Source organism: Vibrio pomeroyi (genome assembly GCF_024347595.1).
In the GTDB taxonomy this organism is placed as follows: domain Bacteria; phylum Pseudomonadota; class Gammaproteobacteria; order Enterobacterales; family Vibrionaceae; genus Vibrio; species Vibrio pomeroyi.
In genome coordinates this window covers 561,733-575,043 of the sequence record NZ_AP025506.1, presented here as the reverse complement: position 1 = coordinate 575,043, position 13,311 = coordinate 561,733, and the positions used below count along the sequence as shown (strand labels likewise).

The window sequence follows — 13,311 nt, the reverse complement described above, 5'->3', positions numbered from 1 at the left end:
CCTATTGATATAGAGATATTACCTATGGTTGAAAGACGTCAATTTTCACGAGTTATTTATCAAGTCCCGACTGAGATCTCACAAGGACAAGTAAATGTATCCGGCTCAGTGCAAGATTTGTCGCTCCATGGTTTACTCATTCAATGTGAAGAATGGCAACAACTCAGCCACGATGTGCCTGTTCACGTGAGCTTTACGCTGACAAACAGTGATATCAATATTCAGTTAGAAGCAACGATAGTCTCTACCATCAATACCTCAATGCGTTTACGCATAGAGCATTTAGATATTGATAGTATTAGCCACCTTAAGCGCCTTGTGGAGCTTAACGTTGGTGACGATGAACTGCTTTATAGAGAGATTGAACATCTTACCGACTTAGGTAGTGAGTAATATCTCCGTAACCCATTTGTCTATTAGAAGCATTTAGTTAATACAGAACCATGTCTAAAAAAATTTCCATCACCATTCCCTCTAGTCAGGGGGAACAGACGTTTTACTTCGGGCGAAAAGCCGTGCTCATGTGCACCACTGCCATTTTTTCAGTACCGTTACTGATTGGCGGCGCTGCCTACATGCACTTCGAGAATCAGCAAGAACTCGCGATGCAAGCGGGTGACGCACAAGAGTTGATTGAAACCCTGATTGTTGAAAAAGAGCAAACTGAGTTTCTTTATGCTGAACAAGTAGAAACCAACCACTCTTTGTCGCAAACATTAACCGAGAAAGAAGGCACGATTCAGCTGCTTGGTAAGCGTGTATTTGATGTGGAATCCGTACTTGGCCTTGCCGATGAAGAGCTACTTACTGATGAAGTATCACTAGAAGATCGCATTGATGCTGCGGCCGTCGATTCAGCGGTAAGAGCCACCATGTTCCGCTTGATTCCAAACGACAGCCCAATGGCTTATCAGCGTATCTCATCTTCTTATGGTCGCCGTACCAACCCGATCACAGGTAAGCGCCACAACCATACCGGTATCGACCTGACGTGTAAGCGCGGCGAAGATATCTTAGCGCCTGCAGATGGTGTAATTGAAACGGTTCGTCCGAGCAATAAAGGCTTCGGCAACTTTATTACCATGCGCCACTCGTTCGGCTTCATGAGTTCTTACGCTCATCTACAGAAATTCAAAGTTCGCAGCGGTCAGTTCGTAAGTAAAGGCGATGTGATTGCAAGCTGTGGTAACTCAGGTAACTCAACCGGGCCACACCTACACTATGAAGTACGCTTCCTTGGTCGCTCGTTGAACCCTCAATACTTGATGGACTGGACACCTGAGAACTTCAACTACGTGTTTGAGAAAGAGAAAAAGGTTAAGTGGGGTCCACTGGTTCAACTGATTGATAATGTAGTTCGCTTGCAGATCAACCTAACAAACGTGCCTTACATCAGTTCGACTATCGACACGGTATCAAGTGAAGATACTAAAAAGCCTATCGCGACTAACTAGTTTTTAGCTGTTGGTTATTAGCTATTGGTTATTAGGAACAGTTGATTTGGCCTACGATGATCTAATTGCTTTTAGCCTACTGTAGGCCAAATACTTTCATAGCGTTCAGCACAAACAAAAAGAGCGACCCAATGGTCGCTCTTTTTCATGATTTCAAACCGTACTTAGCCACGGTGAATCGAGTCATGTGCTTGTTTTAATAGGCTTTGACTCTCTTGCAAGAATTGCTGTGAGTAATCACCAAACCAGTCACTCACCTGGTTAAAACTCTCAACGAACTTGGCTTTATCTTTTCCATCTAAGATCTCAAGAGCTTCACCAAAACAACGGTGGAAGCGTCGAATCATCTCAATGTTCTCATCTGAAGAGAGAATGATGTCGCCGTACAAGTTCGGGTCTTGAGCAAACAGACGGCCAACCATCGCAATCTCTAGACGGTAGATTGGCGAGCTCAGCTTCAGAAGTTGATCGATGTTCGGATTCTCTTTGCTTAGGTGAAGGCCGTAAGCAAAAGAGGTGAAGTGGCGAAGTGCTTGAATCAAAGTCATACCGTGGTCGTGCTCAGCAGCATCCATCTGACATAGGCTCGCACCCCAGATACCAAATTGATTCAGTAGCCATTGGTAGTTTTCAGAACCACGTCCATCACTGTAAACAATCACTTGTTTCGCTAGGCTTGGTACATCAGGGCCAAACATTGGGTGTAAACCAACTACCGGGCCTTGGTGCATGTTCATCATTGCTTGCAGCGGTTTTGACTTAATCGATGTTAAATCACAAAGAATACAATCGCTTGGTAAGTTACCCAGTTTTGCAATTACACCTTCCGTTAGGTGAATTGGGACGGTAACAACCACAAGCCCTGCGCTATCTAAGATTTCGTCGGCTCTATCCCAATCTTGGCTGCCAAGGATTTTCACTTCGTAGCCAGAAAGCTTAAACATACGGCCAAACAGACCGCCAAGTTGACCATTACCACCAACGATAACCACTGAACGTAACTCTGGGTTAAGACACTTAAAACCAGAATCTTTCTCACTGGCATAAGACTCACGCATAGTACGACGCAAAATATCTTCGATTAACTGTGGTGGAACCCCTATTTTCTCGGCTTCTTGACGACGAGATGCCAGCATTGCCGCTTCGCGCTCCGGCACATAAATAGGTAAACCATGTTCACTTTTTACTTCACCGACTTTCTCCACTAAAGCCAATCGCTGAGCAAGTAAATCCAGCATTTGTTTATCGACAGCATCGATTTGGTCGCGTAATTCGTTCAGTTCAACGGCCATTTTATTCCTTACTAATCTATAAGCCCGTACTAACGCTGATTTCGCTAGTAACAGATCTTAAAATGCCCCATTAGATGAGGCACTTAAATTTAAAACTCTGACTAACCTTTCAAGCGGTTCTCTAAGAACGGGACTAATTCCGTATGTGCATGTTTCAATAGTGCCTCAGTTGAATCCCAATTGATACACGCGTCGGTAATAGATACGCCGTATTTCATCTCATTGAGAGGTATATCCGAAGATTGGTTTCCTTCGTTAATATGGCTTTCAATCATAAGGCCGATGATCGACTTGTTGCCTTCACGAATTTGGTGAATCACATCTTCTGCAACTAGAGGTTGGCGAAGGAAATCTTTGCGAGAGTTTGCGTGGCTACAGTCAACCATCAGCGCCGCTTCTAAGCCTGATTTACCAAGCTCTTGTTCACATTCGTGTACAGAAACTGAATCGTAGTTCGTTTGCTTACCGCCACGTAAAATAACGTGACCATTTGGGTTGCCTTGAGTAGTAAGCAGTGCAACTTGACCTTCGCGGCTGATACCCATGAAGCGGTGGCTAGAAGAAGCTGCCTGCATCGCATTGATTGCAGTACCTAGGTTGCCATCAGTACCGTTTTTGAAGCCGATTGGCATTGAAAGACCACTTGCCATCTCACGGTGAGTTTGTGATTCAGTCGTACGAGCGCCGATTGCTGCCCAGCTGAAGGTGTCTGCTAGGTATTGTGGGCTGATTGGGTCTAGTGCTTCTGTTGCGAGTGGAATTTCCATCTCAGCAAGCTCAACCAATAGCTCTCGACCAACATGCAGACCATGCTCAATATCGAAAGTACCATCTAGATGAGGGTCATTAATCAAACCTTTCCAACCAACAGTAGTACGAGGCTTTTCAAAGTAAACACGCATTACAATATACAGTTGATCGCTCAGTTCTTCAGAAAGTGCTTTTAGGCGTTTCGCGTACTCTTTCGCAGCTTCAATATCGTGGATAGAACATGGGCCACATACAACAAGCATGCGATGATCTTTCTTATGAATAATGTTTGCGATAGTTTGACGAGACTCTTGAATGAAACGACGAGCATTATCACTCAAAGGCAGTTTTGCTTTTAACTCCTCAGGAGTAATCAGTACCTGTTCGTCGATGATATTGACATTGCTTAATTCACTTTTCTGCATAACTCAACCTGTATATTTATTTTTACACCCAACATTTCCATTTGGGCTAACAATCTTTAAAAACACAATAACAGCTACAAAAACGATTGCAAGTGTAAACAATAAAAAACATTTAGTGTAATTTTAATTTTACACCACTGCTTTAACTAGTTCAGGCTATCAAATAGCTCTAAACCACGCCCTACACATACAAAAAAGGCGATATTTATCATATCGCCCTATCTAAAATTATTATGTGTTTATTTATCACTCATTGCCTAGCATTCGCTTAATTTGCTCTGAAGCCTCTTTCCATCGGCTATCTGAGTGAAGAGTCGATAAATCAAAACTGTGTTTTTTAAGCAATGAGTTGGCTAAAGGCACCTCTTGGATAGCTAAGTGATCGAGAGCCTCTATTTGTGCATCTCGTTTATTACACATTAACACCATGTCGCACCCTGCATTCAAAGCAGCCTTTGCTCTGTCGGCAGGACCGCCCATAATCGCAGCGCCTTCCATGGTTAAATCATCAGAGAAGATCAGGCCTTTAAAGCCCAGTTTTTGTCTCAATACTTTTTGTAACCAATATTGAGAGCCACTTGCAGGTTGGTCATCGTAATGAGAGAAAACCACGTGCGCAGGCATCATCGCATCTAATATTCCCGCTTCAATTTGCGCCTTAAAAATCGCCATATCGGTTTCAAAAATGTCGTCTCTTGGGTCATAAGGCGTTTCAAGGTGTGAATCAGCAATCACACCGCCATGCCCGGGAAAGTGCTTTCCAGTTGTCGCCATACCAACCGACTTCATGCCCTTAATAAAAGCACTACTGTGACGAACGATGGTATCGATATCTTCACCAAATGCTCGGCTACCAATCGCTTTACAGTCATGGCCTTTGTCTAAGACTGGTGCAAAACTCAGGTCGATATCATGGGCAATCAATTCCGCAGCCATCAACCAACCCGCTTGTTCTGCTAGTTGTTCGCCATTGTTTTTGGTCGCAAATTCTTGAGCTGCTGGGATAATTGAAAAGCCGTCACGGAAGCGTTGTACTCGACCGCCCTCTTGGTCAACACCAATCAAAATAGGACGCTTCGCAACTTTACGGATCTCTTTGTTTAACGCCGATAGTTGTTTGCTATCGTGGTAGTTTCGAGCAAATAAGATGAGACCACCAACAGTTGGATGCTCTAAAATCTCTCTGTCTTCAGCGGTCAGTTCGTAGCCTGCAACATCAACCCACAACGGTCCCATAAAATTTCCTTCTATTGCTTAAATTCCGCTACTGCAGATTTACTTTGTTCAATTAATTGGTCGGCTTGCTCTTCTTGCTGAGTTAACGCAATGAACAACAAGTCAGTAATAAAAAGTTGGCTATCACGAGCCGTAATCGATGAACTGCGAATATGGTTTTCGTCAGCTGCCGAGATAAGTTTGATATCCGCATATTTGTCTAAAGCAGAAGGAGATAACTGACTAATCACAATCACCTTTGCCTTTTTCGATCTCGCCAACTGAGCGACCTTCACCACTTCTCTGGTTTTTCCTGAATAGGAAATCGCAACCAATACATCACTTTCAGAAAGAGAAGCGGCGTTAGCTATCTGAATATGGGCATCTTGTTCTGCGTTAACAGCATGGCCTATTTTCATCAGCTTGTAAGCGAAGTCTTTAGCGACCAGAGATGATGCACCTACACCTGAAATCTGTATTTTATTAGCAAGATGCAGTAAATCAGCGGCATTGCTCAGCTGTTCACCTTCATTTAATAACACGGTACGCTCAAGCGATTGTGTTTTACTTGCAAGAAGTTTGTCCATCACGGTATCGGGCGGATCTTTTCTGGTGATGGTGCCATGTATTCCTCGCTGGGATACCGGCTGATAAGTCATATCACTCTGATAGATCTTCATCTTCATCTCAGAAAACCCTTTGTAACCGAGCTTCTGGCTAAACTTTACGATCGTCGACTGGCTCACTCCCACCGCTTTGGCCAACTCAGGAGACGAAAGCTGCTTAACTTGCTGTGGATGATCCAGTACGTAACGAGCCACCAGCGAATCCGATGGAGAGAGTTTTGGTAATAACGCTTTAACTTTCGCAATGCCTTTCATTAAACGCTCTTCCCTTTGACCTCACCTCGTTATCATAACGAGTTTTGTATTTTCATTGGAATAATTATTCCTTCACATTCTGCCGTTTGGAATAGCTGACATAACCTTCTGGGATCACTGTCAAAGAAAACCATTGGTCACTATTCCACCAAGGAATAGATTTTGAAACTCATTATTCAAACTGACATTCTGAAAAAATAACAATAAACACCCTCTACTCTATTCATGCTACGGAGCTGCTATGAATTCACTATTTACCTCACTGGACTGGGCGGTATTTGCGATATATTTCGCCATTATCGCTTTTACTGGTTGGCACTTTAGCCGAACAAAAATCACAAGTACCAAAGACTATTTCTTAGGTGGTAACTCCATGCCAATGTGGGTTGTTGCTATCTCGGTACTGGCGACCTCACAATCCGCAGCGACGTTTTTAGGTGGACCAGAGTCTAGCTACCGTGGTGATCTCACTTACCTAGCGACCAACATTGGCGGTATTCTTGGTGCAATTTTTGTAGCGCTCGTTCTAATCCCTCGTTTCTACCAAAACAAAGTCTCTACCGTTTATGAACTGCTGAAAGTGCGCTTTGGTGAGAAGACCAAACAGCGCGCCGGTGTGATGTATTTGGTCGGTCGTGTGTTTGCTTCTGGTGCTCGCCTATACATGGCGGCTATCGCAGTATCTATGATCCTATTTACCAACATTGACCCAAGCAGCGTAGTCACTTCGGTTGTGATCCTTGTCGCCGTTGGCCTCGCTTATACCTACATGGGCGGCATTCGTTCCGTTATCTGGAGTGACTTAATCCAACTCATTGTTTATGTAGGCGCAGCTATTGCGGTAATTATCTACCTATTAGGTCAGATCCCAGCCGATTTTAGCCAAATTGCTCAGGTGCTTGCGAATCCAGGTGAAGGACAATCATCGAAGCTGACCCTACTCGATTTCACGCTCGACTTTAGCCCTGCTGGCACCTTTAGCTTCTGGGCATGTATCACTGGTTTTGTGCTGTTAAACATCGGTGCGTTTGGTCTTGATCAAGACATGACGCAACGCGTTTTGACTTGTAAAGATGCCAAGCAAGGTTCAAAGGCGATGATCAACTCAATCATCTTCTCGATCCCTGTCGTGTTGGTATTTATGTCGATTGGCCTACTCTTGTATGTCTTCTACCAAAGACCTGAACTCATGGGTGTTGAAGGCAAAGACGTCGTACAAAATTTCAATGGCGAAAACGTCACGATCTTCATGTACTACGTGCTGAATGAAATGCCTGCAGGTCTTCGTGGCTTAGTGACTGTTGGGGTAGTTGCTGCAGCGCTTTCAACACTAAACTCTGGCTTAAACTCAATGTCTTCAGTTGCGGTACAAGACATTTACAAGCCTTGGTTAGAAGCTCGTAAGGGGGAGCAAGATGACTTCCATTACGTAAAAGCTGGACGCTTTGGTATGGCTGCTGCGGCCGTAGCCTTGGGTAGTATGGGTATCCTTTGTTATTACTGGCAACAGTACACAGACATGCCACTGTTATCGTTCGCTTTGAGTGTGATGGTGTTTGCTTACACCGGATTACTGGGTGTCTACTTCACGGCGATTTTCACTGAACGCGGCAATGAAACGTCTGTAGCCTTAGCGCTTGTGGCAGGCTTCTTAACGACATTACTGATGCAAGCTTATGTGTGGGATAGCGTGATGGGTGTTATTAACGCGGATTGGGTGGGTATTCGATTAGCCTTCCCGTATCAACTCTGTGTCGGCACGTTTGTATCATTAATCGTGTGCCTTGCAGGAAAGAAGCAGACTCAAGAAGTTAATAAACTACAAACGGTTTAGCCAATGATTACCCATACTTTGGCAGTCGATGGCGGTGGAACCAAAACCGCCATGAGACTGAAGCAAATATCACCCACACCAAGTGTCATTCAAGAACGCACTTTAGCGGCGACGTCATTGACCTTATATGGTGAAACGGCAATCACTCAACTGACTCATTATATTGAAGAAATGTTGAGTGTGAATCAGATTAAAGCTAAACAGTGCTATATTGTGGTTGGCGTGGCTGGTGCAGGAAATAAACAATTAAAAGCCAAGCTACAATCGGCATTAGCCCACTGCCCACACCTATATGTGACAACTGATGCTGAGGCGTCGGTATTTGGTGCTAACGCAGGGCAAGGCGTTAACTGCATTGCGATTGGCACAGGTTCAGTTGCCATTCAGTTAGATAGCGAATATGTGACTCATCAGTTTGGTGGGTGGGGGTTCCCGATTGGCGATCAAGGGGGTGGCGCTTGGCTTGGGTTTCGAGCTGTGCAGCAAACTCTAGCCGAATTTGATGACAAACATTCCTCTTTAACGAGCCAGTTTGTCATGAATAAAATAGGTAGCGAACGTAGTGATATTCTTAAGTGGATCAATAGAGCCAATGCGACCGATTATGCGCAATTTGCACGAGAACTCGTTGATATAGAGCAACGCTGCTCAACAGCAAGTACCATATTAAAACAAGGTAATGAAGAAATAGAGAAGCTCACACGAGCATGCTCAGAAAATAACAGCTTACCGATTATGTTTTTAGGCAGCTTAGGGCAATTCTATCGCCCTAAGCTTTCTCAAGAGCTTCAAGCTCGCGCCTTAGACATTCAAGGTGATGCTCTGGATGGTGCTGAAGTTATCGCTCACCAAAAGATCCACATGCTCAATTTAGGAAATGAACAATGAAGTCAGAGTTATATATCGGCGTGATGTCAGGCACGAGTATGGATGGCGTTGATACCGCCTTAGTGTCGATAGAAGGCACTCGTATCACATTGCTCGCGCATGATGAGTTTCCTATGCCTGATGACCTTAAAGCCCGTCTGCTTGAAGTCTGTATTGGTCAGAAAACGGATTTGATTGCCATTGGTGAACTCGACCACCAGCTTGGTCATTTATTTGCTGATGCGGTTCTGCAACTTCTCGAAAAATCAGGTACTCCGGCCTCTTCTGTAACGGCGATTGGTAACCATGGTCAAACGGTATTCCACCAGCCAACGGGCGAATCACCCTTTACCATGCAGTTGGGTGATGCCAATATCATCGCTGCAAAAACAGAGATTCAAACCGTCGCCGATTTCAGACGCAAGGACATGGCGCTAGGCGGGCAAGGTGCCCCACTCGTACCAGCATTTCACCATACTATTTTTCACCCGCAAGACAGCTCGGTTGTGGTGTTGAACATTGGCGGTATCTCGAACATTTCGGTGCTACGCCCGAATCAGCCAACGCTTGGTTATGATACAGGCCCAGGCAATATGTTGATGGACGCTTGGGTAGATAAACACACGGGTGACAAATTCGACCGCGATGCGCAGTTTGCTCTTAAAGGCCAACTCAACCAAGCTTTACTCGAACAGCTGTTGGATGAATCCTATCTATCTCAACTGCCACCGAAGAGTACCGGTAGAGAGTTGTTTAACCTACCGTGGTTAGAACAACAACTTACTGAGTTTAAAGACCTTACAGCAGAAGATGTTCAGCGCACGCTTTGTGAATACACCGCTTTGACGATAGCCAATGAAGTGGAGACTTATCGCTTGGGCAACCAACCTGCACTCTATGTGTGTGGTGGCGGTACAAGAAACCCATTGTTGATGAAAAGATTGTCTGAACTACTTCCTAACTGGGAAGTAGAGTCGACCACCAGTAAAGGCGTTGATGCCGATTATATGGAAGCGATGGCCTTTGCATGGCTTGCTCAACGTCATGTGCATCAACTGCCAAGTAATTTAACCGAAGTGACTGGCGCAAGCAGGGCTGCCTCTCTAGGCGTTCTCTATCGTGCTGACTAAACAATTTAGAACCATCATTTAAGGATCATTATGAGTAACGACGCTCTCATATCAGCGCTCTCGCACCTCGTTTCGGAGGGGAGAAACCCTGATACTATGGATATTGATCTACTCACCTCTCTCGAAGTGGTTGAAAAGATTAACCAACAAGACAAACAAGTACCACTCGCTATCGAGGCCGAGCTTCCACAGATCGCTCAAGCCGTTGATAAAATCGCTCACGCCTTCCAAAACGGCGGTCGACTGATTTATATGGGCGCAGGCACCAGTGGTCGATTAGGTGTGTTAGATGCATCAGAATGCCCACCGACTTTCGGTGTTTCAGACAAGATGGTTATCGGTCTCATCGCTGGCGGGCCAGAAGCCATTTTAAAAGCTAAAGAAGGCGCGGAAGATTCGCTGACTCTAGGTATTGAAGACCTGAAAGCGATTCAGTTTTCAGAAAATGATGTTGTGGTTGGCATTGCAGCCAGTGGCCGCACACCTTACGTGATTGGTGCACTTAACTATGCCAATCAAATCGGGGCGGTGACCGTAGCTCTGTCTTGTAACCCTGACTCTCCAATTGCCGAGATCGCTCAAATAGCAATTAGCCCAGTAGTTGGCCCAGAAGCATTAACGGGATCAACTCGTTTGAAATCAGGTACTGCACAAAAGCTGGTACTTAATATGCTGACGACTGCGAGTATGATTCGCATTGGTAAGAGCTACCAGAACTTGATGGTTGACGTAAAAGCAACCAATGAAAAGTTGGTTGCCCGCGCCGCTCGCATCGTGATTCAAGCGACTGAGTGTGATAAAGCACTGGCCGTGTCGACACTAAAAAACACCAACTATGACGTGAAGCTCGCTATTTTGATGATTCTAACCGGGCTTGATTTTGAAAGTGCCAAGGCTCAGCTTGACCAACAAAATGGCTTCCTGCGAAAAGCGGTTGAGAATAATCAGTAAACGTCGGATTAGTCTTCGATACAGATGAAAGCTTGATACAAAAAAACCAGTACACATGAAGTACTGGTTTTTATTTAGCTAGGTGCTTTTTATGTAGCGAGATTTGCTATTTAACGAGATAACGAATTAACCGTAAACCAGATTAATAGTCGTTCGAGAACTCATCCCAGCCACGCTGCCATTCCATGCGGAAACGTTGAGCGTCTTCCGTACCAGAACATACACCTTCATACACCTGACCAGACAAGCCAATCTGATAAGCATGGTTAGGGTTACAGTATTCAGTCACTCCTGAGTGATAACCTTCTGTGTAACTTGCTTGGTCAACAGCGCCAAGCGCAGCCATCTCTTGATAAGAACGCTGAGTGTGGCCTTTAATACCATCACGGTAACCAATCTCTTTCCAGTTACCTTCTGCCGCTAAATCTTGAATATTGGCGCTGCATCCTGCAAGGCTAAATGCCACGGCGAATAGTGCGATTATTTTTTTCATTTCAATCCTTTATATTATTACTTCACCACTTTCTGACGAAGCGCTGCCTTTGTGGTGATTCTCCGCTGAACGCCTGTCGATGTCCACTTATTGTCTAATGTTCGCCACTTTAGGCCAATTTCGACCACTCGGAATCAGTAGTCGCCGCTAAGCCAGTTCAAACAACCTCTCTATAAAGCTAATAGGCCTCTCGATATAAATATCTGCCACTCAGCACAGTAAACAAACCACTCAATCAGTTATAACACCGTTAAATTGGCTATTCGACCACTCACTCTCGTAGCGGAAGTTTCTTCTCATCGACTCCTTTAATATACACCCTGACTTAATTAATACATTCAGGGATAACAAATTATGATGTGGTTTCTTACCTGTGTTGCAGCACTCATTGGTGGCTACTTTATTTACGGTACCTTTATCGAGAAGATTTTCGGTATCAATGAAAAACGCCAAACACCTGCTCACACTAAGCAAGATGGCGTGGACTACGTTCCAATGTCGACACCAAAGGTTTACCTAGTTCAGCTGCTTAATATCGCAGGTGTAGGTCCAATCTTCGGCCCTATCATGGGTGCCCTTTACGGCCCAGCAGCAATGCTTTGGATCGTTCTAGGTTGTATCTTCGCAGGTGCAGTACACGACTACTTCTCAGGTATGTTATCTATCCGTAATGGCGGTGCTTCGGTTCCAACCATTACTGGACGTTACCTAGGCAATGGCGCAAAACACTTTATGAACATCTTTGCCATTGTTCTACTACTTCTTGTTGGTGTGGTATTCGTATCTGCTCCAGCAGGTATGATCACTAACCTAGTGAACGACCAAACTGATTTCGCGATGTCTGCAACGACGATGGTTGTTATCATCTTTGCTTACTACATCATCGCAACGATTGTCCCTGTCGATAAAATCATTGGTCGCTTCTACCCACTGTTCGGCGCACTGCTTATCTTCATGTCTGTTGGCCTAATCACTGCGATTGGTCTATCTGACGAACACCAAATCATGGGTGGTTTTGAGATGAGCGACATGTTCACTAACATGAACCCGAATGACCTACCACTTTGGCCTGCGCTATTCATCACAATCGCATGTGGTGCTATCTCTGGCTTCCACGCAACTCAGTCTCCTTTGATGGCGCGTTGCATGGAAAACGAGAAGAACGGTCGCTTCGTATTCTACGGCGCAATGATTGGTGAAGGCATCATCGCTCTAATCTGGTGTGCACTTGCTCTGTCTTTCTTCGGTTCAGTTGAGTCTCTGTCTGACGCGATTGCAAACGGCGGCCCAGGTAACGTGGTATACAGCGCTTCATTTGGTCTACTGGGTGTATTTGGCGGTATCCTTGCATTCCTTGGCGTGGTTATCCTACCAATCACTTCTGGTGACACAGCGTTCCGTTCAAGCCGTCTTATCCTTGCTGAATACTTCAACATGGAGCAGAAAACACTGCGTAATCGTCTACTAATGGCGTTACCACTGTTCGTTATCGGTGGCATCTTGACTCAAGTTGATTTCGGTATCATCTGGCGCTACTTCGGTTTTGCTAACCAATCAACAGCAGTAATGATGCTGTGGACAGCTTCAGCTTACCTACTTCGTCACAACAAACTGCACTGGGTAACAACGGTTCCAGCTATCTTCATGACGTCTGTGTGTATCACGTTCATCCTGAACAACAGCCAACTAGGCTTCGGTCTACCAATGCAAATCTCAACCATCATTGGTGTGGTGAGTGCACTAGGTGTTGCGGCTTACGTTATTAAGATTTCAAAAGGCAAAGGCGACATCGACCTTGCAGATGAAGAAGAGAAAGAAGTAAAAGGCGTCACCAAAACAGCCTAGTTCTTTAAGGCTCTTGGGAACAAGAGACCAATCTTCAGAGAAAGAGACAAAAGAACAGCCAAACACAACTTCGCTTGTTCCCGTAATCACTGAGTGATTAGTGGAATCTAAGACTAAAGCCCGTCCACTGTGATGGGCTTTATTGTTTTCAGGCGTTAATGCTTTCGACTCTGG

12 protein-coding genes are annotated in these 13,311 nt (G+C 44.9%); 7 read left to right on the top strand and 5 right to left on the bottom strand.

What is annotated here, in order from left to right; all coding sequences use genetic code 11:
• Window positions 1-24 precede the first annotated feature (24 nt).
• On the top strand, window positions 25-393 hold the full coding sequence (locus OCV12_RS02530) for a PilZ domain-containing protein (RefSeq protein WP_261885279.1): 369 nt from the start codon (window positions 25-27) through the stop codon (window positions 391-393).
• Window positions 394-443: 50 nt separating this feature from the next.
• Window positions 444-1,454: a M23 family metallopeptidase gene (locus OCV12_RS02525; RefSeq protein ID WP_176682024.1), complete on the top strand. Its 1,011-nt coding sequence runs from the start codon at window positions 444-446 to the stop codon at window positions 1,452-1,454.
• Window positions 1,455-1,618: 164 nt separating this feature from the next.
• Here OCV12_RS02525 and tyrA read toward each other — a convergent pair whose 3' ends face one another.
• From tyrA to OCV12_RS02505, 4 genes are all read right to left on the bottom strand, one after another.
• Window positions 1,619-2,746, bottom strand: coding sequence for a bifunctional chorismate mutase/prephenate dehydrogenase (gene tyrA, locus OCV12_RS02520; protein WP_239830909.1), 1,128 nt, complete (start codon window positions 2,744-2,746; stop codon window positions 1,619-1,621).
• A 101-nt stretch (window positions 2,747-2,847) separates the two neighbouring features.
• Window positions 2,848-3,921 (bottom strand): 3-deoxy-7-phosphoheptulonate synthase, encoded by a 1,074-nt coding sequence (locus OCV12_RS02515; protein ID WP_239849321.1) that lies wholly within the window; start codon window positions 3,919-3,921, stop codon window positions 2,848-2,850.
• 246 nt (window positions 3,922-4,167) lie between these two features.
• Window positions 4,168-5,157, bottom strand: a complete 990-nt coding sequence (gene nagZ, locus OCV12_RS02510; RefSeq protein ID WP_261885278.1) for a beta-N-acetylhexosaminidase — start codon at window positions 5,155-5,157, stop codon at window positions 4,168-4,170.
• Between the two features lie 11 nt (window positions 5,158-5,168).
• Window positions 5,169-6,017 carry a MurR/RpiR family transcriptional regulator gene (locus OCV12_RS02505; RefSeq protein ID WP_261885277.1) on the bottom strand — a complete coding sequence of 283 codons (849 nt, stop codon included), beginning with the start codon at window positions 6,015-6,017 and terminating at the stop codon, window positions 5,169-5,171.
• Between the two features lie 241 nt (window positions 6,018-6,258).
• Here OCV12_RS02505 and OCV12_RS02500 point away from each other — a divergent pair, with 241 nt between their 5' ends.
• Genes OCV12_RS02500 through murQ form a run of 4 tightly spaced genes read left to right on the top strand, consistent with a single transcriptional unit; the run spans window position 6,259 to window position 10,799 of the window.
• A complete protein-coding gene (locus OCV12_RS02500; protein ID WP_261885276.1) occupies window positions 6,259-7,851 on the top strand; it encodes a sodium:solute symporter in 1,593 nt (530 codons plus the stop codon).
• A gap of 3 nt (window positions 7,852-7,854) precedes the next feature.
• A complete protein-coding gene (locus tag OCV12_RS02495; RefSeq protein WP_261885275.1) occupies window positions 7,855-8,739 on the top strand; it encodes a BadF/BadG/BcrA/BcrD ATPase family protein in 885 nt (294 codons plus the stop codon).
• Entirely contained in the window at window positions 8,736-9,848 is a 1,113-nt protein-coding gene (locus OCV12_RS02490; RefSeq protein ID WP_261885274.1) for an anhydro-N-acetylmuramic acid kinase, read from the top strand. Before OCV12_RS02495 ends, OCV12_RS02490 begins: the two co-directional genes overlap by 4 nt.
• A 30-nt stretch (window positions 9,849-9,878) precedes the next feature.
• Window positions 9,879-10,799, top strand: coding sequence for an N-acetylmuramic acid 6-phosphate etherase (murQ, locus tag OCV12_RS02485; protein ID WP_261885273.1), 921 nt, complete (start codon window positions 9,879-9,881; stop codon window positions 10,797-10,799).
• A 142-nt stretch (window positions 10,800-10,941) separates the two neighbouring features.
• On the opposite strand, the gene OCV12_RS02480 is transcribed toward murQ, so the two are convergent.
• Window positions 10,942-11,292 carry a DUF2799 domain-containing protein gene (locus OCV12_RS02480; protein WP_017629790.1) on the bottom strand — a complete coding sequence of 117 codons (351 nt, stop codon included), beginning with the start codon at window positions 11,290-11,292 and terminating at the stop codon, window positions 10,942-10,944.
• A 354-nt stretch (window positions 11,293-11,646) separates the two neighbouring features.
• Between OCV12_RS02480 and OCV12_RS02475 the strand changes: the two genes are divergently transcribed.
• The gene (locus OCV12_RS02475) at window positions 11,647-13,137 is read left to right on the top strand and encodes a carbon starvation CstA family protein (RefSeq protein WP_261885272.1); all 1,491 of its coding nucleotides are present in this window, start codon (window positions 11,647-11,649) and stop codon (window positions 13,135-13,137) included.
• Window positions 13,138-13,311: the final 174 nt, after the last annotated feature.